Raw genomic sequence first — 22244 nt, forward strand, 5'->3', positions numbered from 1 at the left:
GAGGGCTTTTTTCCTTGAAACCGATATAAAAACGGATCGTTTGATTAGGCGGAAGGACGGGCTGCCGCGACTTTTCTTAAGCAAACGCGAAAAAGGCCGGTCAGCCGTCCCGGTTTCCGTAACCGATCGGCCTCAGCCTTTTTGCGCTTTCGTTTTTATGCCGCCAATCTGAGCAAAAACAATTCCAAGCCCAGCACCTTGTCGACGGCTCCGGTTTTCATTTGGTAATCCAGCGTGCCGAGACGGCTCAAAATCTGCTTCAGCTGGGCCGCCTGAAACTTCCGTGCCTGCTCCCCGGCGATTTTGACGGCGTAGGGATGGAGGCCAAGCTGGGAAGCGATTTGCTGCTGGGAAAAACTTTGCCCTGCCAGGTCCTTGACCTGAAGAATGATGCGAAACTGCCTTGCGATCAGCGCGGCGATTTTGATCGGCTCTTCCTTCTGCTTCAGCAGCTCGTAAAAGATCGAAAGCGCCCGGTCTACCCTTAGGTTGGCGATATCCTCCACAAGGGCAAACACGTTTTGTTCCGTGCTGCGCGCGATCAATTGGTCTACCATGTCGGTGCGGATGATCCCGCCTTTGCCCGCGTACAAGCAGAGCTTGTCGATCTCGGCGGCGAGCGTCTGCAGCTGGGTGCCCGCATTGCGGATGACGAGCTCCGCGGCCCCTTCTTCAAACGTGCAGTCCTGCTCCTTCGCTTTTTTGCCGACCCATTTCAGCAAATCTTCGCTGCCAAGCGGCATAAACGATAAAAGCGCGCCGCTGCTTTTGACGGCTTTCACGATCTTTTTGCGCTCGTCAAGCTTCTCCTGGTTTACGATAAAAACGAGGATGCTGTATTCCGCCGGGTTGTTCATATATTCAAGGAGCGATTCCGGACGATGCTCCACTTTGCCCTGATCTTTGCCCGCCGTAAAAACGGAGGCATCCTGCACGAGGATCACCTTGCGCGGCACCATAAAAGGCACCATCTCCGCCTCTTCGACCACCTGCTGCAGGGGCGTATCCGCCAAATCGTAATGGACAAGCGCAAAGTCGCGTTCTTCTTTGGAAATCGTCTGCTCCACGAGAAAAGACACAAATTCGTTCATCTGGTATTTTTCCGTTCCGTACAACAGGTACACGGGAGAGATGTCCCCCTGCTTCACGGCCTTTACCGCGGTTTTCACGTCCATACTTAAGCCCCCTTTCATCTATGTAACTCTGCTTAAGTTTTGGCCTGCTTAACTATATTAACAAAAATCCAGGCCCGGGAAAACAGCAGAGGGGCCCTCCGCAGGAAGGCCCCCCTGTCCCAGCTCATCTATGATAAACACCGGCGGGCAGGGCTCTAGAAACCCCGCCGCCAGTGGTTACACGACGATCCTGGTTCAATGCTGTCGGTATATCCTATTCCATATCTCTTGTATTGGTGCATGTTTGTATCTCTATTTTTGGTCTCCCATGGATTCCTCGTCAAGGATTCGAAACCTTCGAGTCGTCGACGCGATAGGTTTTGCTCGTCGTCGTTCCTTGGTCATCGGCCGTTTGGTAAGTAAACACCGTGCTGTCCGCAGACCAGACCCCGGTTACCCAGTTGCCCGGCAGGTCGATGGTCTTGACGGCCTTCTTCTGGCCGTCCTGATCCGAAAGGGCATAAATGACCAGCTTGCGGTCTTCGACGGAAGCCGCGTATTTGCCGTCCGGAGAATTGATCTGGACCGCCGCGGTTTTGATCGAGCTGATGCCCATGGTTATTTTTTCATCGGCGAGGGACTTCTCCTGGTCCGGATGATCCGGCGCGACCGCTTGGCCTTGCGCTGAATCTTGGCCGGCCCCGCTGGCCCCGCCGTCGCCGCCCGCATTTCCCGAAGCGGTCGCTTTTCCCTGATCCTCGGCGGTCTGATCCTGATTCGCCGCGGCTTTATCTTGATTCGCCGCCGTTTTATCCTGGTTGGCCGCGTCTTCGGCAGGTTTCTGCGCGTAGTTTTGTTTCGGCTTCAGGTCTCCCGGGGGAACTTGCTTTTTAGCCGCCGCATCGTCTTTCGGAGCAGTCGCTTCGGTTTCCGTGCCCGCGCTGCGGGCATCCTTGGAATTCTGCTGATCCGCAGGCGTTTCGGACCGGGCGGGCTGTTCCTTCGCAGGCTCTTCCGGAGGGGAAGCGTCCTGCGCTTTCATTTCCGTCATGCCGCTATCGCCTGCGCCGGCATCTTCTTGCGCAGGCTCGCTGCCGCCGTCGCTTCTGTAGAGCATTTCCTGTTTAGGCTCGACATCCTGCCGCTCGCCGCCGCTGCCCGTCGTGGAATCGGCAGACGAAGTCGCGCTTTCGGCCGTTTTTTGCCCCGCTTCTTTGAAAGCAGGCTCTTCCGCGGTCGACAGATGTTTCGGAGAATAATTATAGATCGCCACTCCCAAAATGATCACCGCGGCTACGGCCCCCATGGCCGTACGTCCGACGATCGAATTGCGGAATTTGCTTTTGCGCGCCGGACGCGCGGGTACCGGTACCATCTCGGCAGGCTCCTCTTCGCGGGAAGCGCTTTTTTCCTGACGGGCCTGGTCGATGGCTTCCAGTTGCGGCATGATGGCGTCGACAATGCTGAATTTGGGCGTTACCTTCGGCAAATCCTCAAGATCCCGGGACAATGATTTCAGCATCCGAAAGGTTTCCGTACATTCAGGACAATGTTTCAAATGCTCATACAGCTGCACGGTTTCTTCCTCGCTTAAATCATAATCCAAATAACGGTGCATCCACTCCACCACCTCTGGACATTTCATCCTGATACACCACCTTTCTGATGCTCTTGAAGCATATTCTGGAGCTGCTGCCTGGCCCTGAACAGGTAAGACTTCACCGTGTTCAGCGGAAGGTTCAGGCAGTCGGCAATTTCATTGTAAGAAAAATCCTGCAAATACCTTAGCACGATCACGCTTCTATGATGATCCGGCAGCTGGTCGATGGCTTCCTTGATATCCTGGGCCAGGTACGAAGACATGACGGTGCGTTCCACGTTCTGTTTGTCCTGAAAAACCAGTTCATGCTCATCGATGGAAACCGTCGGTTTCGTGCGCCTGAATTTGTCGATGCAAATGTTGGTCACGATCCGTTGAACCCAGGTTTTGAACTGCGCCTTTTCTTCATAGGAGCCGATTTTCGTGTAGATGCGGATGAGCGCTTCCTGGGAAGCGTCCATCGCATCCTGTTCGTCGTTTAAAATATAGTAGGCTGTGCGGTACACTTGATGCTCAATTTCTCTTAATAGGGTGATTAGAGCGTCGCGATCGCCCGATTGAGCGGCTCTTATGAGTCCCTGCTCTACCACAAAGGATCCCCCTCTCCCTGCAATCTAACAGACGTGCAAGTGTGTCAAATTGTTGCAATTTGTAACCAACTTTTTTCTATACATGGATAAGGCCGATATATCTTATGTACGTAAGAAGGTGTCGGGTCTCGTTTCTTCGGAAAAAGAAGATGGCAAACCCCAATTAAGGATACCAAATTCTAGTGAGCCCGTCACCAAGAAACATGATCGCTTACGCAACTCATCCATTTTACGAGTTTTTCCCTTTTAATTCTTTAAGATTTTGTCAGAATCGGAACGATTTCCTGACGTATTGGTGTCAATTCCGTCATGTGTCCGGGCCTTGTACGCCCTGCTGGAATTCATTGGCGGAAAGGACCGAATTTGCTTCGGATTTGTATGCCTTCGGCACGGATCCGCATTTGGACTTCGCCGTTTTGGTCCGTCCGGAACAAGCGGGCCCCATCGCGTTCGATCCGCCGCACGACATCGGCATGCGGATGGCCGTATAAGTTGTTCACGCCCGCCGATATGACCGCGGCTTTCGGCCGCCAATGCCGGAGCCATTCCTCGCCGGTGGACGACTTGCTGCCGTGATGGGCGATTTTGATGACATCGATGCCTTCGCCGGGCCGATCGGCCCCGCCGGCATCACCGGACGAGCGCGGGTCCGATGCCGCTTGAACGCCGCTGCCGGCCCAACCGAGCACGTCCTCTTCGGCAGCCTGGTCCATATCGCCCGTAAACAGCAGCTTCCTTTCGTTCATGGTCAGCACAAACGCCACCGATAGATGGTTTTGGCTTTTTTCCACCGGAACCTCTTCCTGCTCCGCGCCGTCCAGCATCGGCGAAATGAAGGCAAGCTCCGTATGCTTGTCCGGCTTCAGCTTCATGCCCTGATGGACGGCATACACGGGAATGCGCCGCTCCAGGGCCGTACCGATCAGCTTGTCGAAGGACTTCGTTCCTGAAAGCGTTCCGTTGAACAGAAAGGCCTTTACCGGGATTTGATCCAAAACCGCCTGCAAGCCCCCCGCATGGTCCTGGTCTCCGTGCGTAACGATCACCGCATCCAAACGGTGGATTCCCCGCTGCTTGAGCAGGGGGACGACCACCTTGGCGCCGACTTCAAACGGATTTTTCCGATCCTTCCAGCCGTCTTCGGGCTTGCGGAAGCTGACCGTGCCGCCCCCGTCCACGAGAATGTTCCGTCCCTCCGGAGTCGTGATCAGGATGCTGTCGCCTTGCCCCACGTCCAGAAACTGTACGAGCCCCGCCCCGTGCAAAGATGTAGGCCGATACTCCCAATATATCAGAAACAGAAAAGCAAGCATAATTCCGGCAAGCGCGGCTCTCGTTTTCCTCTTATTAGGCGCAGCATCATCCGGATCCAAGGAACTCCCCTTCCCTTCAAGCTCCGCCGTTTCGTCATCGGCGTTTTCCGCCTGCCGGGCTTCGCGCCTTCCCGTCTGCCGGTTCGCTATAAATAAAAACAGGTACATCAAAACAAAATAAGCCGCAATCCACATGAAAGACGGCGATTTCCATATCGTGACGAACTGCGGGAAACCGTTCAGCCAACGGACAAGACGGAACGTCCAATCGCTCGTCAGCTCCGCGGCCCGCCCCAATGCCCTGCCCGCCGGCAACCAGATCCAGCCAAACAGCAGCGCGGCCGCGCCAAGCGGGAGCGTAAGGAAGGTAATAAACGGCACCAGCACGAAGTTGGCTGCAAACGACAGCAGGGAAAACTGGTTAAAGTAATAAATGGTCAGCGGGAATGAGACCAGCTGGGCGACCAGCGTCACATTGACGGCTCCGGCGATGCGCTTCGGCAAAAAGCGAAGGAGCGGGCTCATCAGCGGAACGTACACCATCAGCCCGGCCGTGACCAGGAATGAAAGCTGGAAGCTGACGCTCAGCAGGTAATACGGATTCCACAGCATCATCGCAAGCGCCGCTGCCGCCAACACGTTCAGTCCGTCCTTCAGCCATCCTTTTCTCGCGGCATAAAGCCCGATCATGCCCATGATGCCCGCCCGAACGACCGATGGGCTCACCCCCGACAAAAGGACGTACAAGGGAATCAGCAGCATAGCCATCAGAAGGGCCTTTTCGCGGGTTATTTTGAATAAGGAAAAAATAAACAGCAGGCTGGCGACGAATACCGCGACATGCATCCCGGAGATCGCCAAAATATGCGTCAGGCCCAGCTGCGAAAACTGCGTGTACGTTACGGGGTCGATATCGTCCTGCATGCCGATCAGCAGGCCTTTCATATATCCGGCGTGGGGCTCCCGAAAAATTTGGCCGATTTTATCCCCAAGCCCGCTGCGGGCATGATCGTTCCACCGGAAAACCGTCAGCGTGCTCCAAGGCGAAACCGGCAGGGAAACCTGAACATGTTCGCTCCCTTTCGTTTTAAAAAGCCAGTGGATGTGCTGCGTCCGCAGATAAGCCGCGTAATCGAAAGCGCCGAAATTGCGGGCGTTTCCGGGAAGCTCCAGCGTCCCGTCCAGCTTGACCTGGTCTCCCCGCTGCCACTTGCGGGCTGCGTCCTGCTGCTCCTTGCTTAGAAGTTTGACTTGAACCATAACGCGTTCCCGAAATCCTTCGGACGGCGGCAACCCCCTGCCCCCATGCCCCTCCGCGCTTCGGCTCGCCTTCCGCAATTCAGCCTGGAAGTCCGCCCGATCCCCGTCCACGTCGACGGAAGAGACGATGACCCCCTCGGCATGCAGCGGCATCCCGTTTAATTCGTCCGCAGCCGCAGCCAGCGCCTCCGGCAGGGCCGTGACGTTCCGCGCGTCATGCCACAGCCAGTATGCGCCCGACAAGGTTACCGCGATCCAGGCGATCAGCATGCTCCGCAGCAGCTTCCGGTGCAGCAGCACGGCAGCGACGAGCAGAAGCGTCAGTCCCATCCAGATGTAAAGCAGCCGCGCGTCCGAAAAAGCGCAAGCAAGGCTGCTCCCGGCCAGCCAACCGGCCGTTCCGACGATTAAAGGCCTTCCCTTCACGTTCATTCACTCCTCCTATCCGGCTCATCGCGAGTAAAAAACAAAAACCCCTGCCTGCGGTCAATCGCCGCTTTGGCAGAGGTCCTTCCTCGAAAAGCATATCATGGACAATCGATATTTTCGTTAATTGCAAACGGTCATGACCGTTTCGCGCGGTGGTTCGTAGGATGACAGTTTGCGGAAAACGATCCCTTTCTGCTTCATCATCTCCGTCACCTTATCCGAATCCTTCGGATAGGCACGGTGAAACACGATTTCCGTCACGCCGCTGTTCGCGAGCATGTTGGCGCAAGTCCAGCACGGCTCGTCCGTCACGTATACCGAACTGCCCTCCCGGTCGATCCGGTCCGTAAACAGCAGCAGATTCTGCTCGGCATGGATCGTGCGCACGCAGCGCTGCTTTTTGACCATTTCCTGCCTGCCGTCCTGCTCGATCATTTCGATCTCCTCCGCGATCATGCAGCCGGCCTCCGAACAATCGGGAACGCCCATCGGCGCGCCGTTGTATGCCGTACCGAGCAGCTTTTTGCCCTGAACGAGCACGGCCCCGACATGCCTGCGGGGACAGCGGGAACGCGTCGACACCATGTAAGCAATGTCCATAAAGTATGTATCCCAGTCTTTTCGTGTTTCGACGTTCACCTGTTATCACCTTGTTTGTCATAGAATGTTTGTCTTATTGTAGCACATCTCCGGGCTAAAGCACTATGTAAGGCTTTATTTTTTCAAGCATTTTCGGGCCGATCCCCTTTACCTTGTCCAAATCCGCGACCCTCTTGAACGGCCCGCGTTCGTTCCTGTAATCGATGATCGCCTGCGCTTTTTTGGCGCCGATGCCCGGAATGGTCATCAGTTCGGCAGCCTGGGCGGTATTAATATTGACCTTGGGACCCGATGGGCCTTCCGGAGAGTTCGTTTCCGGGTCTCCGGCGGCCTTGTCGGGCGCGGCATGTACAGGCGAACTCCCGGGTCCGGGCGGCGCAGCTTCCCCGGCAGGGCTGTCAGTGCCCGTTTTGGCGGCGACGTTGCTGCCCGCTTGCGGTTCCGGTACCGAAGCTGTTGCCTGGGCGGTCTGAAGCTCTGTTTGCACGGACTGCTTGGGCTGCCGGCTTTGGGCAGCACTTGCGGCGTTTTCCGCGCCGATGTTTTCCTTCCCGGTTTTTCCGGCCCCGGAAGGGTCTTGCCCGCCGCCGCTCTTCGACTCCGGCATTCGCTCCCCTTCCAAAGCGCTTGCGAGATTGTTGTTTAACGGCTCCCAGCCCTCGATGCCCTTTTCGGTTTTGAGGCCTGAAAGCAAGATGGCTGCGCTTCCCAATATCGCGCAGCATGCGCTGATCGCCAGCGTCCATTTTTTCATACGAACACCTCATTTTTTAATAAACTGCGGCCGACCCCGTTTCGATCCTGCCGCGAGACTAGGGATGATCCTGCGCTGCCAATAAAGGCGTCCGGCAAAAGCCTCTTCCTGCCGAAAACCGTCATGACGTACAGGCCCACCTGCATACATTAAAAAGAAGGACTGCGCCGTTACCGTAAAGCACGAAAGGAGGGAAAGCATATGAAGGTGGGATTCATCGGAACCGGCAGTATGGGAAGCGTGTTGATCGACGCCTTCATGACTTCCGGTGCGCTTATGCCAAATCAAGTTTTCGCCAGCAACCGTACGGCAGAAAAAGTCGCTTTGCTCGCTCAGCGCCACCCCGGTCTAAACGTATGCAGCAGCAACGCGGAAACCGTAAAAAACAGCGATATCGTATTCATATGCGTAAAACCGCTTCAGTATAAAGCCTTAGTGGAAGAGATCAAAGATGAAGTCAGGCAGGACCAGATGCTGGTGTCCATTACGAGCCCGGTGCAAATTCGTCATCTGGAACAAGCTCTTGCCTGCAAAATCGCCAAAGTGATCCCGAGCATCACGCATTTGACCTTAAGCGGGGCTTCCTTATGCATGTACGGCACCCGCATCGCTCCGGAAGACAGGCTCGTGCTTGAAAAGCTGCTCGGCGCCATCAGCGAACCGCTTGAAATCGAGGAGTCGCATGTCCGTATTTCCTCGGATTTCTCCAGCTGCGGCCCTGCATTTATCAGCTTTTTCCTCGACCAATGGGTCGAAGCCGCCGTAGAAATGACCGGGATCGGGCGCGAACAAGCCATCTCCCTAGCCGGGGAAATGCTGCTTGGAACGGGCAAGCTGCTCACGGAAGGCGGTTTCCATCCTCTGGACCTTCAGGAAAGGGTCGCCGTGCCCGGCGGCATCACCGCCGAAGCGCTTGCGCTGCTCAGGCAAAGCTTGAACGGCGTGTTTCATCAATTGATCGCTACCACCCATGCCAAATACGAAGAGGATTTGAATAAATGCGACGAACTCATGAGCGATACGAAAACATAGCCGTGCATGCTCCTCCAGACACCGCAATTCCGCTAGCCGGATCAGGTTCATCCTTGTCCAAGAGGGCTTGGGAAACAAAAATCCCCGTACGAATGTACGGGGATTTAATGCTTTTAAACCCTGTTTCGGATGCCGCAGCGTTTATGCCAAGCTTTGGACGAGCTCGGGATTTCGCGGCATCCTCAAAATATGCATTTAGTTCGCTACGATATTGACGAGCTTGCCCGGAACCGCAATCACCTTGCGCACGGTCTTCCCGGCGATGGCTGCCTGCACGTTCTCCTGGGACAGGCTGAAGTCCTGCATGGCCTCCTGGCTCATGTCTTTGGCGATTTTGGCGCGCTGTACGATTTTGCCGTTCACCTGGATCACGATTTCCACTTCGGCATCCACGGTCCAAGCTTCGTCGAAAACAGGCCATGGTTCGTACGTGATCGATCCCTCGTGCCCGAGGCGCTCCCACAGCTCTTCGGCGATATGCGGCGCAAACGGCGACAGCAGCTGCGTGAAGTCCTCGATCGCTTTGCGCGGAAGCGAGTCGGCTTTGTAGGCGTCGTTAATGAAAATCATCAGCTGGCTGATGGCCGTGTTAAAACGCATATGCTCCATGTCTTCGGTCACTTTTTTGATCGTTTTATGCCATACGCGTTTGAAATCGTCGCTGCCTTCGCCGTCCGTCAGTTTCGGATTCAGGCTGCCGTCGTCGTTGACGACGAGGCGCCATACGCGAGACAGGAAGCGATGCGCGCCTTCCACGCCGTTTTCGTTCCAAGGTTTCGTCGCTTCCAGCGGCCCCATGAACATCTCATAGATGCGGAGCGTATCCGCGCCGTAGGTTTCGACGATTTCGTCCGGGTTGATGACGTTGCCGCGCGATTTGCTCATTTTTTCGTTGTTCGTGCCCAGGATCATGCCTTGGTTGACCAGCTTTTGGAACGGCTCCTTCGTGCTGACCACGCCCAGGTCGTAAAGCACTTTATGCCAGAAACGGGCGTACAGCAGGTGAAGCACCGCGTGCTCGACGCCGCCGATGTAGAGGTCGACCGGCATCCACTCGCGCTCTTTCTCCTTCGAAACGAGCGCTTCCTTGTTGTGCGGATCGATAAACCGCAGGTAATACCAACAGCTTCCGGCCCATTGCGGCATCGTGTTGGTCTCGCGGCGCGCTTTCATGCCGGTTTCCGGATCCACCGTTTCCACCCATTCGGTCACGTTCGCAAGCGGGGATTCCCCGGTTCCCGACGGCTTGATCTGGTCGATGTCCGGCAGCATCAGCGGAAGCTGGTCTTCCGGCACGGTTTTCATCGTTCCGTCTTCGAGGTGGAGGATCGGAATCGGTTCGCCCCAATAACGCTGGCGGCTGAACAGCCAGTCGCGCAGGCGGTAGGTCGTTTTGCCTTGGCCTTTGCCGTTTTCTTCGAGCCATGCGATCATTTTGGCGATCGCTTCTTCGGTGCCCAGCCCGTCCAGGAATCCGGAATTGACGTGTTCGCCGTCACCGGTGTAAGCCTCTTCCTGCACGTTGCCGCCTTTGACGACCTCAATGATGTCCAGGCCGAATTGCTTCGCGAATTCCCAGTCGCGCGTGTCGTGGCCCGGCACCGCCATGATGGCCCCCGTTCCATAACCCGCGAGGACGTAATCGGCGATCCAAATCGGCAGTTTCGCGCCGTTGACCGGATTGACGGCATAGGCGCCCGTGAATACGCCGGTTTTGTCCTTGGCCAGATCCGTGCGCTCCAGATCGCTTTTGCGGGCGGCAAGGTCCTGGTACGCTTTGACCGCTTCCTGCTGCTCCGGCGTCGTGATTTCGGCCACGAGCTCATGCTCGGGAGCCAGCACGCAGTAGCTGGCGCCGAACAGCGTGTCCGGACGCGTCGTAAATACCGTCAACTGGCCGCTATGGCCTTCGATGGCGAAATTCACTTCGGCTCCCTTGGATTTGCCGATCCAGTTGCGCTGCATGTCCTTGATGCTTTCGGACCAGTCGAGCTCCTCCAAATCTTCAAGCAGGCGCTCGGCGTATTCGGTGATTTTCAGCACCCATTGCCGCATCGGCTTGCGGATGACCGGATGGCCGCCGCGTTCGCTTTTGCCGTCGATGACTTCTTCGTTCGCAAGCACCGTGCCCAGAGCCGGACACCAGTTCACGGGAAGTTCCGCCACGTAAGCGAGGCCTTTTTTGTACAGCTGGATGAAAATCCACTGCGTCCATTTGTAGTATTCCGGATCCGTCGTGCTGATCTCGCGGTCCCAGTCGTAGGAGAACCCGAGGGATTTGATCTGGCGGCGGAAATTGTTGATGTTTTTGACCGAGATGTCGCGCGGATGTTCGCCCGTATCGAGCGCGTGCTGCTCGGCCGGCAGGCCGAACGCGTCCCATCCCATCGGATGAAGCACGTTGTAGCCGCGCATTCTTTTATAGCGGGATACGATGTCGGTCGCCGTATATCCTTCCGGATGGCCTACGTGAAGGCCGGCGCCGGACGGATACGGAAACATGTCCAGCGCATAGAATTTCGGTTTGCCGGGATCTTCGCCCGTTTTGAACGTATGGTGCTCATCCCAATACTTTTGCCACTTCGGCTCGATCGACTGGGGATGATACCCCTGAGCCTGCTGATTGTCACTCATCTACTAATGCCCCCTCATACAGTCAGGCGGACGCCTTGCGCGGCCGCATCATTCGCGTGAATCTCATTAAAAAAACCTCTGCAATCCATAGCGTATTAGCGCTAGGGACGAGAGGTTTGATTCCCGTGGTACCACCCTAGTTAACGGAAAACATGCTTTGCTTCCGCTCCCTTTGCACCCTTAACGGAGGTGAGGCGATGGTTTTTCACGAAAGGAGGGTTCATCCGTCCCCCGTTCAAACCATGACTCCGAGGCGAGTTCATTCCGCTTCGTCAACCGGCTTGCACCGACCGCCGGCTCTCTGGGTGACACCGCCGAAACTACTACCCCTCATCATTGCCATCATGTCATGAAATTGTTGTCAAACATTAAGTCATATTATATATAAAACCCGAATTCTAGTCAATCCGCTCACTTTTTCGGGCTTCCTTCTCCTAAAGTCTAATGCCGTGCGTCAGAAGAAAGTTTTGATGAAATTTTTTTGGTCCTTCGTAAAAACGTAGCCGCGGTTTTCGTAAAACCGGTGGGCCTGCGTTCTGCTGGGATGGGACAGCAGCTTTATCCCGGAAAATCCGTTATCCTTCCCCACTGCTCAAGCCTTCCGATCAACAAGCTTCCGATTCCTTGATTGCGAAGCTCCTTTTTAACGACAAACCCCAAAACGTTAACCAAGGAGTCCGAAAAAAGCAGCTCATACGGACTTCCGTGGATGTATCCGATCACCTGGCCGTCCCGCTCGCCAACAAAAACGACGTCTTTGGTTTTGCTTGCAATGATTTCGATCCGCCGCTTGACCCTCTCTTCCGAAAACGTGCGGAAATTAGGGTTGAAATCCACGTTCAGCCAATAAACGTCGCGATAATCGGTTGGCCGGATCTCCCTGATCGTAACTTCTCCCGCGTTTTCTGTCACGCCCACTCCTCCTCTTACTCCGTCATCCGTTCGACGTATGTATTCGGCGCGGACTTCCGTGTTTCCTCCCGAGCGAATAGCGGGCGCAGCATAACGACCATCCAGATTAACCCTGTAAATAGGGACGCAGCTTCAACACCGATTCAGAAGATTGCGGGGACTGACGGAACATAAACCTTTTGAATAACAAAAAAGCCGGCCCGCCGGAAATGCAATTTCCAACGGCCGGCTCGTTCTATCCTTTTGTAGCCAATCTATTTGATCGCGACGTAAAACAGCCTTTGGGCGTCGTCTCCGGGCTCCACCCACTTAAAATCCGCATAACATTGGACGTCCCGGAAACCCGCCTTCACCAGCTCCGTTTTCATCCATTCCGGATCGTAGGCGCGCTGCACATGCGTTTCTTCGAACCGGCGATACAAATCGCTCTGGTCCTCCTTGGCGAAAATGCTTAAATGATGCTCGATCTCGCAGCGGGGAGCGTCCAGCTCGCATGTCCAGATGTACGATACCGACCGGTCGTCCCACACGAAAGGCTGCTCCTCGGCATAGCGGATGATCGTGTTCGGGTGATGCACGTCGAACAGGAAAATCCCCCCCGGCTTCAACCCCTGATACGTATGGGCAAATGCCGAAACGACGTCCCGCTCCTCCAGCAAATAGCTGAAGCAGTCGCAAAAAGAAATCACCGCGTCCACCGGCTCCGGGACTTCCCATTCCCGCATGTCCTGCTGGACCCAACGGATGGAGCCTTCGCGGTAAAGCCTGCTGCCTTGGGACGTGCCTTCCATTTTCCTTCTGGCCACGGACAGCATGTCCGCCGACAAGTCGATCCCGATGACCTCGAAGCCCGAATTGACGAGCGGTATCGTGATGCTGCCCGTGCCGCACCCCAGCTCCACGACGCTTTTGGGCATGCTTCCATGCTTCTCCCAAGCCTCCCGGGCAAATCGGAGCCAATCGGGGTAAGGCATGTCCTCCATCAACTGATCATAGACATATGCAAATTTCCGGTAAGAAGACATGATGCCACCGCACTTTCTTTTCACTTTCGCGCCGGAAACAGGGGAAGGCTATTCGCCTTGCCGATCCTGATCCGGCTTCGCCAAATACGTCCAACTTTCCTTTTGCGTGACCAGCCCTTCTTTCATCAGCTTGCCGAGGGCCCGCTTAAAGGCCGACTTGCTGATCCCGAAGCGCTGTTTGATAATGTCCGGAGGCGTTGCGTCGGAATAGGGCATCCCTCCCGAAGGGCGTTCCTTCAGGAAGGCCAAAATCCGCTCCGAATCGACGTCGCGGCCGATCTCCTTGCGCTGGGCCATGGAGAGGTTGACGCGGCCGTCCTCGCGGATATGGCTTACGCGAACGTCCACTTCCTCGCCCAGACGAAGCAGCCTGACCCGCTCCGAGGAGTGGATCATGCCGATGACGCCGAGACCGACCACGCCGCCGTCGACGATCACGAAGGTGCCCATCTGCAGCGGCCGGTATACGGTGGCTTTGAACCATTGGTTCAGCCAGGAGCCCGGCGCCCTGAAGGCGTGCTGCGACAGTTCCTGCTCTCCCGCCAGTTTGGCGCGGAGGCGCCCCTGCTTGTCATGCTCCATGATGACGAATACCGAGTCGCCGACCTGCGGGCGAAGCTCCTTCATTTCGGGCAGCTCGCGAACCGGCAGCAGAAGCTGGCGGCCAAGCCCCATTTCGAGAAAACAGCCGAGCCGGGGGTGGACGTCGGCCACGACCAGCTTTGCCATTTCCCCAAGGGTCAAATACGGCTTTTTCATCGTCGCGGCCAGACGGTCTTCGGTATCGTAAAAAATGAACACCTCGACCCGGTCGCCCGGCTTGATCTCCCGCGTCAGCTCCGAATAGTGCAGCAGCAGATCCTGCCCGTCCGCATCCAAAAAGTACCCGTACGGCGAAACCTCGCGCATGACCTCATAGGTTTGGATCGTTCCTGCAATCGGGCTCATACCGTTTCCACGACCTTGGCGTCCGACCACAGGCGTTCGATGTTATAGTAGTCGCGCTCGTCCCGGTGGAAGACATGAACGATCACGTCCCCAAGGTCGATCAGCACCCAACGCGCGGAATTCATCCCTTCGATCCCCCGGATTTCCGAGCCGGCTTCCTGAACGCGTTTGCGGATTTCCGTGGTGATCGACTGGACCTGCGTATCCGAGTTCCCGTGGCAAATGACGAAATAGTCCGCGATCAGCGATACGCCTTTCAAATCGAGCGCCACGATATTCATTGCTTTTTTATCTTCAGCAGCTTGGACTGCCAGGTTTAACAATTGTTCCGATGTAAGGGTCATGAATTCGCCTCCAACTGTTTAATAAGATCATTGCGGGCAAAAACCGTCAGCGGATAGATGATTTGCCGCCGCGACACGAGCAGGCTGATCGTGGAATCGAACCCGGCGACCAATCCCTCTTCAAGGCTATGTTGGGCCAGTTGCCGGATATTATTCACGCCGGGAAAATCCCTTCCGGGCTCGATATAGTCGGCAAGGCAAACCACCTTGTCCATCAGCGTCATGCCGATTCGCCCCGATGTATGATATTTGATGGCGTCCAGAATTTCCGGATCGTCCACGCCGTAATCGCGCTTGGCGACAAACGCCCCGACCTCGGCGTGCCATAACGATTTGTCGTAAAACAACAGATCCTTGGACAAATCGTTTTCCCGGATCACGGCCTCCATCTGCTTGACGGGCCAATATTTGGCGACGTCATGCAATATCGCGGCGCGTTCGGCTTTGACCGGATCGGCCCCGTATTGCTCCGCAAGCTTCACGGCCGTTTCCATGACGCCTTGGGTATGTTTCCAGCGCATGGCGGGCATTTGCTCCGAAACCGATTTAATCAGTTCTTCGCGGCTGAATTCCATACAGTCCTCTCCTCCTGATATAGTCGTAGACGCTGTCCGTTACCATATAGCGGATCGAATGTCCCGTGGCCAGCTTTTCCCGGATTTCGGTCGACGAAATATCGACCTGGGGCATGTCTGCCAGATGCACTTTGCCCTGCAAATAACCGGGCAGCGCATCCAGGTCCAGCGTCGACCCCGGCCGGCCCACGCCGATGAAGGTCATCAGGTTCACCAGCTCCTCGATGCCCTCCCATTTCGGCAAATAGTTGACCATGTCGGCGCCGATAATAAAATGAAATTCTATGCCTTCAAAAGAGCTGCGGATTTCCTTCACCGTGTCGATGGTGTAGGAAACGCCGCCCCTCCTGATTTCGATGTCCAACGTGCGGAAGCAGGGGTGGTCCGAAATCGCTTCGGCCACCATGCCGAGCCGGTCCTCTCCCGATGCTCCGGCCTGTTCCTTGTGGGGCGGGATGTGGCTTGGCATGAACCAGACCTGGTCAAGCCCGAACGAATCCCTTGCCGCTTCGGCGGCCAGCAAATGGCCGATATGAATCGGATCAAAGGTGCCGCCCATGATGCCTACCTTCATGGTGAAACCCTCCCGCTTTTATGGCAATTCGATCGTTTTGTGGTCTTTGGATTCTTTGTACAAAATAATCGTGCTTCCGATGACCTGCACCAGTTCGGACCCGGTGCTTTCCGCCAGTTCCGCGGCGATATCGTGTTTGTCTTCGATGCAGTTGTTCAGCACGCTGATTTTCATCAATTCCCGTTTCTCGATCGCTTCGTTGATATGGCGCACCAGCTGTTCGTTGGTTCCTCCCTTTCCGACTTGAAAGATCGGCTCCAAGTGGTGCGCAAGGGACCGGAGATAACGTTTTTGCTTACCCGTTAGCATGTATGATCATAACTCCTTAATATTCGACTGTACTTCTATTGTTCCCCGAAAAGGGTCTATTCCGACATACTCTTCAGCACCGCGTTTCGCATCGCGGCCACCGGAGCCGGCAGCCCGGTCCAGTATTCGAGCGCATACGCGCCCTGATTGACGAACATGCCGAGCCCGCCGTGCACGGTGCAGCCTTTTTGTTCGGCTTCCGCAAGCAGCCTCGTTTTCAGCGGGTTGTAGATGAGGTCGCTGACAACGATTCCGTCCGGTACGAGGTCCGCCTCCACCGGCGTGTCCGACACGTTCGGGTGCATCCCGACCGAAGTCGTATTGATTAAAATATCGGCATCCCGCAAGTACGCAGGCAGCTGCTCCATGGATATCCCGCGGATATCCGCAAGGTCCTTCCACTCGGCGGCTACCGCTTCCGCCTTGTCGGCCGTCCGGTTGGCCACGCAGATTCGGTCCGGGCCTTCCAGCGACAAAGCGTAGATGATGCCCCGGGCCGCGCCGCCCGCCCCGATCACCATGATTTTTTTCCCTTTGAGATCGGGCGCGGCCTCTTCTTTCAGCGAGCGAACGTAGCCGATCCCGTCCGTGTTGTATCCGGTGAGGACGCCCTTGTCGTTCACGATCGTATTGACCGCGCCGATCCGGAGAGCCGTCTCGTCGAGATGGTCCAAGTGCGGGATCACCTCAAGCTTATGCGGGATCGTGACGTTGATCCCCCTAAAGCCGAGGGCTTTGATCCCGGCGATCGCGTCACCCACCTGTCCGCTTTTGACGTGCATCGGAACGTAGGACCCGGGCACCCCGAGCGCCTTCAGCGCGGCCTGATGCATGGCCGGCGATTTGGAGTGGGAGATCGGGTCCCCGATCACGCCGAGCAGCAGCGAGCCAGTGCCTGCAAGCAAATCCGTTTCGATTACCATGTCTTCATCCTGCCTCTCCGTAATCTTTCCGAAAGCTTACGCTTAAATCAAAGACGGTCTGGCAACCACCTTGACGCCTTTCGGCGCGTGGATGGCCGTCAAGGCACCTTGATCGCCGTTGACTTTAATCCAGCCCAGGCCGGAAACGAACAGATCGAGCTTGCTGCCTTTAGGTACGCGGATTTCATGCCTTGTCCATTCCGGCAGCTCACCGAGATGATCGGCATCCGGCGGAGACAAAAGCTCTCCCGCATGCTCCTTGTAGAGGGCGTCCGCCTTCTCCAGCTTCGTTCTGTGAATGTTCAGCCGGCCGCTGACATAACAGGTGAACGACTGCCGGGCACCCTGGATAAAGTCAAAACGGGCCATGCCGCCAAAAAAGAGCGTTTGTCCCTCGTTCAGCTGATATACCATCGGTTTCAGCGGATTCTCCGGCATGATCGTTCCCAAATCCTTGCGGTTGACAAGCTCGCTGTACCGCCATGGATATACGATCCCCGGCGTATCGATAATGAAATGCCCGTCATCCAGCGGGATGCTGACCATGTCGAGCGTCGTTCCCGGATAACGCGATACCGTCAGTTCCTGATCAAGGTCGCTGTAATCGCGGATCAACCGGTTGATCAGCGTCGATTTGCCGACGTTGGTGCCTCCGACGACGTAGACGTCGCGGTCGCCCCGGCGTTCGGCTACCGCATCGAGCAGCCGGTCGAAGCCTTGATTTTTTTTGGCGCTGCAAAGGATGATCTCTTCGGTTTTAAGCCCCTGTTCCTTGCATTGCTTCTGGACCCAATTAATGATTTTATTCCAATTTGTCACTTTTGGCAGCAGGTCGATTTTGTTCACGGCGAGAATGACGGGATTGTTGCCCACGAACCTTTGAAGGCCCGAGATCAGGCTGCCGTCGAAATCGAACAAATCGACGATATGGATGACGAGCGCGTTCTTGCCGCCGATTTGGCTCAAAAGCCGCAGGAATTCATCCTGATCCACCGTTACGGAAGACGCTTCGTTGTAATTTTTGATGCGGAAGCAGCGCTGGCAAACGACGGGTTCCCTGCCCAGCGACTTCTCCGGAATGTACCCCGGCAATTCGGGATTCAGCGTCTGCAGCCCAATGCCGCAGCCGCTGCATTTTTGGACGCTTTGTCCTTCGATCGGACCTTTCATTAACGTTTTTCCTCCTCAAGCCATAGTCCTTTTTTACGCAAGCGCCTCAAGGCGATTTTCTCCAGGCGGCGGTTGATCCTCGTCCCCCAGCCCTCGTCGCCGACCGATATCGGAAGCACCAATACCGTAAAAAGTCCCAAGCGGTTGCCGCCGTACACGTCGGTCATCATCTGGTCGCCGACGACGATCGTTTCCTGACCGGTCAGCCCCATCATGTTCATCGCTTTGCGGAACGGCGCATTGCTGGGCTTGCGCGCCTCATGGACGAATTCGATGTTCAGCGGCGCGGCAAACGCCGACACTCGCTCCATGCGGTTGTTCGACACGATGACGAGCTTGAACCCGATCTTTTTCACCTGGTCGAACCAGGCGACCAGCTCCGGAGTCGCAAGCGGTTCCTTGGCCCCGACGAGCGTGTTGTCCAGATCGGTGATGATACCCCGGTAACCTTTGGCGTATAGGTCCTCCAAATCGATATCAAATACGGTATCCACCCTTAGTTTAGGGATAAACATTTCAAACAAGTTGTTGTCACCTCAGTTTCATAGGACAAACTATACCATAATCCGCGTAGTTAGCAAAATAATCCGATGAAAGCAAATCGCCCGTTTCCGGGCTTTTCCAAAAAGAAAGCGCCCGCGAGGGCGCCAGGTATAAACCCGCGTGTCATGCCGCAAAATCTTGCGTCTTTTTGAACGCATCCCAAAGCTCCCGGCTGACCATGTGAACTTGTTTCCATTCGTCTTCGGTGACGGCCGCGGGGCTGTATCTTGCCTTCTCGAACAGCGCCAGCAGCCGGTTCAGGGAAGGAGCCAATGCAGGCATGTCCTTGTTCCATCTTTTGACCGATTCCCGCAGCGTTTCGTGCGAATCCCTGCGGATTCCCTTGCGCTTCAGCTTCCGGAGCCACCGCTCCGTCAAAACGACGACCTTCTGGTCCGGCGTCAGTTTCCGGCCCGTCCGGAAGCCCACGAGCAGGAAGCGGAGCGGAATCCGCAGCAACCATGCGGAATATGCGGCAAACAAGGCGACGATCACAATCGTGGTCCAGAGAACGACCGCGCCGGAAATGCCGGACGGCTGCGGTGCGGTTTCCGCGGGTTGCACGTCCTTCTGCACCTCGGGCTCCTGCTCCTCGACGGCCTCCGGAACGGTGACGGGCTTGCTGTCTTCCGCATGCGTAAGCAGCGGCATATTGAAGCCGGGCGTCGCTTCGACCGGAATCCAGCCGTAAGGGCCGAAATAAATTTCCGCCCAGGAGTGGGCATCGGCATTGGTTACGGTATAGGTCCCGCCGTCCGGAAAATCGCCGCCCTGGCGGTTCATCATGTCCGAATCCGCTTGCTGCATGCCGGGAGCATACCCTTTGACCCAGCGAGCGGGAATGTGAAGCGAACGGGCCATCATCACCATGGAAGTGGAGAAGTAATCGCAGTACCCCTCCTTCACTTCGAACAAAAAGCCGTCCACGAAATCCTTGCTCGTTTTGGCGGACAAATCGGGCTGGTTCGTATACCGGAAATTGTTTATTAGGTAGTTTTGCAGCAAACCGATTTTTTCATACGGCGTATCCGCCGAAGCCGTCACCTGCTCCGCAAGCTTGCGCGTCCGTTCCGGAAAGTCCCTCGGAATCTGCAGATAGCTGTCGTCGACGCCATGGTCGCCGTAGAGCTGCTTAAACGTTTTGCGGCGGATTTCATCCTCCGGAATGACCGGGATCTCCGAGACGACCGTATACGTTTTCGGATATTCCGGCTGTTTGGTCGAGGTGGTCCAGTGCAGGGCCGACTGCTGCGGGTCCCACAGCAATTTTCCCCCATCCGCGTTGTCGATGCTTTTGAGCTGGGACACGTGGTAAGCGCCGAACAGCACGGGATAGACATTATCGCTAAGCATCGTCACCGTCTGCTCCAGCTTTTCGGTTTCGGGGGCTTGCGGGGTTTCGCTCGGGAGCGTCTCTCCCGCTTCCACTTCCTCGTAGCCGCCTTTGCCGCCCTGGTCCGACCAGCCGCTCCCCGTATAAATTTGCCTCGTCTCGCCGCGCCAATAGCCGCGTTTGTCGGATTGAACCAGCATGACGGGGGAATAGTCGAAATTAAATCCCCCGCCCAAACGGCTGTCGTTTCGGCTGTAGCCCGAGGAACTGCTCTCCTTGGCGGAATCGAGCTCGCCGCCGATATCGGACGCGCCCCCCGCTCCGCCCGAAGTATCGATCCAAGCGGTATACGGGTCGGTCAACGTCGGAGGAACGTTCGGCATGCTGACGCCGGCGATGAACATGACGGAAAACAAAACGGCCGCATGGATCAGGATTTTGGCCGGGTACTTCCGCAGGCGCCGCCATCCGGCCGGAAAACGGGCCTGGAACCGACGGAAATGCTCGCTGACGAGCCAGCCGAGCGAAGCGAAAACCGTCCATGCCACCTCTTGCCAAAGGTTAACGGGCGTAAAGGAATCCAAAATGCAAAACGCGATCACGTTCATCCCCGAAAAAAGAAGGATCCTGCGCTTCGTGCCGACAAGCGATGCGCTGAGCACCATCAGCAGCCACGCTCCGAGCGCAATCCAAACGTAAGGCGACATATGTTCGATGTACTGCCGGATCCTGTCCGCAAAAGAGCCGGAAGGCGTGTACACCCAATACCGGACAAGCTCCCGGTGAATGATGTATAAAATAACGACGGCTTCAAGCACAACGCGGTATATCCTTTTAATAGGAAGCAGCATTTCCGCGATGGCAACGAACGTAATCGTCAGCCATACGATCGATTTGGTTTCCTCAAACCACGTAAAATCCATAAAAAAGATCCATTGCTGGCCTATGATCCAAATCCAAAACATGGACAAGGAATAAAACAGCGATTTTTTCGCAAAAGACAGCCAGTCGCTCATGCCGCTCCTCCTCCCAATGCCGCGGGCAGATCCTTTAAGTCGGCAACGGCGCAGCCGAACGTTCCCGCCGCTTTAAGCATCGAAACCCAGCCGTTTTCCTTGCCGGCATCGCCGGACGAACCGACCAGGATATGGGAAGGGGTGAACCCGCGCGTTCCGGCCCAACGCAGCGTTTCCAGCGTTTTGCCGCCGCTTTCCGGGCTGATCAGGACGAGCAGGGATCCGGACGGGATGAGCCGCGCGTGTTTCTCCAGCTTGGGCTGAAGTTCGCCGAAACCGTCCGACGTCACGTCCACCAGATGATGCATCATCCGCTGAAGTTCGCCCGGATTTTCGCTCGGAACGAACATTTTCGTCGGCTCTCCCGCCGTCAGCAGCCCGAGGCACAGCCTCTTTTGCATGGCGTAATGAATGAGCGAGGCCGCGGTCGACACGGCGAGCTCAAACTGCTTGTCCGAAGCGTAATGCCCGGAGATCGCGTCCAGCACGATCATGATTTTGGGCACCGAATCGTATTCGAATTCCTTCGATTTCCAGGATCCGGTTTTGGCCGTGGCATTCCAATGGATCCGCGAAATCCGGTCCCCGTAGACATAGTCCCTGACGCCGTTGATCTGCGTCGTTTCCCGGCGGGAAGCGATCGACCGCTGCGGCCCGGCAAGCCTGGAATTCCGGTCGATCATCTGCCAGCCCGGGATGGGCACCGTGCGCGGAAACACCCGAAATTGTCCGGGCACATGGAACGTGCCTTTATGTTCGACGAAGCCGAAGATATCCTCGGTCACGCACTGGGTTTCGGTGAAATAGTACCTCCCCCGCTCCAGCGGCGGCGTTTGGAATACCAGCTCGCCGCCGCCGCGAAAATCGGGGATGACGCTTTCCTCGAACGACCACGTCTCCCCGTTATGCCTTTTCATGACTTCGCGGATCACCACGTACGGCATCGGCAAAAATCCCGGCACGGCAAAGTTCAGGCTTACCTTCACCTGCTCGCCCGCCTGCAGCGTGTGGTCCTGCTCGAGCCCGGCGGAGAGGGTCCGCCGCCCGTGCACCCGCCGGATGCCGCCAAGTCCGCCGGCGATCAAATACGCGACAAGGACGGAGATCATGACAAGGAGCATCAGCGACGTTTTCCCGCCTTGAAACAGCACGAACAGCAGGCTGGCAGCCCATACCGCAAGCACGATCCAGAAACGGACATTCCGCAAAATCGGTCTTAAGGTCGTCAGCAGCGCCTTCATTCCG

General features: G+C 56.3%; 20 protein-coding genes and 1 other annotated feature. Of the genes, 1 reads left to right on the top strand and 19 read right to left on the bottom strand.

Features of this window, described 5'->3' with window-relative positions; translation table 11 throughout:
- Window positions 1–155: 155 nt before the first annotated feature.
- The 6 genes from holA to AC27KL_RS17480 all read right to left on the bottom strand — a co-directional run bounded on the left by holA (window position 156) and on the right by AC27KL_RS17480 (window position 7661).
- Window positions 156–1175 carry a DNA polymerase III subunit delta gene (gene holA / locus AC27KL_RS17455; protein ID WP_036715247.1) on the bottom strand — a complete coding sequence of 340 codons (1020 nt, stop codon included), beginning with the start codon at window positions 1173–1175 and terminating at the stop codon, window positions 156–158.
- 280 nt (window positions 1176–1455) lie between these two features.
- Complete coding sequence (locus tag AC27KL_RS17460) at window positions 1456–2760, bottom strand: zf-HC2 domain-containing protein (RefSeq protein ID WP_487170478.1); 1305 nt, start codon at window positions 2758–2760, stop codon at window positions 1456–1458.
- Window positions 2757–3305, bottom strand: coding sequence for an RNA polymerase sigma factor (locus AC27KL_RS17465; RefSeq protein WP_036715245.1), 549 nt, complete (start codon window positions 3303–3305; stop codon window positions 2757–2759). The genes AC27KL_RS17460 and AC27KL_RS17465 overlap by 4 nt, the downstream gene beginning before the upstream one ends.
- A gap of 341 nt (window positions 3306–3646) precedes the next feature.
- On the bottom strand, window positions 3647–6310 hold the full coding sequence (locus AC27KL_RS17470; RefSeq protein ID WP_487170479.1) for a ComEC/Rec2 family competence protein: 2664 nt from the start codon (window positions 6308–6310) through the stop codon (window positions 3647–3649).
- Window positions 6311–6427: 117 nt separating this feature from the next.
- Window positions 6428–6946, bottom strand: a complete 519-nt coding sequence (locus AC27KL_RS17475; protein ID WP_036715243.1) for a deoxycytidylate deaminase — start codon at window positions 6944–6946, stop codon at window positions 6428–6430.
- Window positions 6947–7001: 55 nt separating this feature from the next.
- A complete protein-coding gene (locus AC27KL_RS17480; RefSeq protein WP_487170480.1) occupies window positions 7002–7661 on the bottom strand; it encodes a ComEA family DNA-binding protein in 660 nt (219 codons plus the stop codon).
- 201 nt (window positions 7662–7862) lie between these two features.
- Here AC27KL_RS17480 and comER point away from each other — a divergent pair, with 201 nt between their 5' ends.
- Window positions 7863–8693, top strand: a complete 831-nt coding sequence (gene comER, locus AC27KL_RS17485; RefSeq protein WP_487170481.1) for a late competence protein ComER — start codon at window positions 7863–7865, stop codon at window positions 8691–8693.
- 195 nt (window positions 8694–8888) lie between these two features.
- On the opposite strand, the gene leuS is transcribed toward comER, so the two are convergent.
- The 13 genes from leuS to AC27KL_RS17550 form a co-directional block, all read right to left on the bottom strand.
- Window positions 8889–11327, bottom strand: coding sequence for a leucine--tRNA ligase (leuS, locus tag AC27KL_RS17490; protein WP_487170482.1), 2439 nt, complete (start codon window positions 11325–11327; stop codon window positions 8889–8891).
- A 100-nt stretch (window positions 11328–11427) separates the two neighbouring features.
- Window positions 11428–11673: a binding site (T-box leader), on the bottom strand.
- 212 nt (window positions 11674–11885) lie between these two features.
- The gene (locus AC27KL_RS17495; RefSeq protein WP_487170483.1) at window positions 11886–12239 is read right to left on the bottom strand and encodes a GNAT family N-acetyltransferase; all 354 of its coding nucleotides are present in this window, start codon (window positions 12237–12239) and stop codon (window positions 11886–11888) included.
- Window positions 12240–12493: 254 nt separating this feature from the next.
- Complete coding sequence (locus AC27KL_RS17500; RefSeq protein ID WP_487170484.1) at window positions 12494–13264, bottom strand: class I SAM-dependent DNA methyltransferase; 771 nt, start codon at window positions 13262–13264, stop codon at window positions 12494–12496.
- A 48-nt stretch (window positions 13265–13312) separates the two neighbouring features.
- On the bottom strand, window positions 13313–14212 hold the full coding sequence (locus AC27KL_RS17505; RefSeq protein WP_339324042.1) for a CvfB family protein: 900 nt from the start codon (window positions 14210–14212) through the stop codon (window positions 13313–13315).
- Complete coding sequence (rsfS, locus tag AC27KL_RS17510) at window positions 14209–14556, bottom strand: ribosome silencing factor (RefSeq protein ID WP_036715172.1); 348 nt, start codon at window positions 14554–14556, stop codon at window positions 14209–14211. The genes AC27KL_RS17505 and rsfS overlap by 4 nt, the downstream gene beginning before the upstream one ends.
- Window positions 14553–15131 (bottom strand): bis(5'-nucleosyl)-tetraphosphatase (symmetrical) YqeK, encoded by a 579-nt coding sequence (gene yqeK / locus AC27KL_RS17515; protein ID WP_036715173.1) that lies wholly within the window; start codon window positions 15129–15131, stop codon window positions 14553–14555. Before yqeK ends, rsfS begins: the two co-directional genes overlap by 4 nt.
- Window positions 15103–15705 carry a nicotinate-nucleotide adenylyltransferase gene (gene nadD, locus AC27KL_RS17520; protein ID WP_036715174.1) on the bottom strand — a complete coding sequence of 201 codons (603 nt, stop codon included), beginning with the start codon at window positions 15703–15705 and terminating at the stop codon, window positions 15103–15105. Before nadD ends, yqeK begins: the two co-directional genes overlap by 29 nt.
- 18 nt (window positions 15706–15723) lie before the next feature.
- Window positions 15724–16014, bottom strand: a complete 291-nt coding sequence (gene yhbY / locus AC27KL_RS17525) for a ribosome assembly RNA-binding protein YhbY (RefSeq protein ID WP_036715175.1) — start codon at window positions 16012–16014, stop codon at window positions 15724–15726.
- Between the two features lie 56 nt (window positions 16015–16070).
- Window positions 16071–16937: a shikimate dehydrogenase gene (locus tag AC27KL_RS17530; RefSeq protein ID WP_339324041.1), complete on the bottom strand. Its 867-nt coding sequence runs from the start codon at window positions 16935–16937 to the stop codon at window positions 16071–16073.
- 42 nt (window positions 16938–16979) lie between these two features.
- Window positions 16980–18107, bottom strand: coding sequence for a ribosome biogenesis GTPase YqeH (gene yqeH / locus AC27KL_RS17535; protein ID WP_212947279.1), 1128 nt, complete (start codon window positions 18105–18107; stop codon window positions 16980–16982).
- Window positions 18107–18631 carry a YqeG family HAD IIIA-type phosphatase gene (locus AC27KL_RS17540; RefSeq protein ID WP_487170485.1) on the bottom strand — a complete coding sequence of 175 codons (525 nt, stop codon included), beginning with the start codon at window positions 18629–18631 and terminating at the stop codon, window positions 18107–18109. The genes yqeH and AC27KL_RS17540 overlap by 1 nt, the downstream gene beginning before the upstream one ends.
- Before the next feature lie 142 nt (window positions 18632–18773).
- Window positions 18774–20999, bottom strand: a complete 2226-nt coding sequence (locus AC27KL_RS17545; protein ID WP_487170486.1) for a transglutaminase TgpA family protein — start codon at window positions 20997–20999, stop codon at window positions 18774–18776.
- On the bottom strand, window positions 20996–22240 hold the full coding sequence (locus AC27KL_RS17550) for a DUF58 domain-containing protein (RefSeq protein ID WP_487170487.1): 1245 nt from the start codon (window positions 22238–22240) through the stop codon (window positions 20996–20998). Before AC27KL_RS17550 ends, AC27KL_RS17545 begins: the two co-directional genes overlap by 4 nt.
- Window positions 22241–22244 lie beyond the last annotated feature (4 nt).

Source organism: Paenibacillus sp. YAE3, assembly GCF_057546105.1.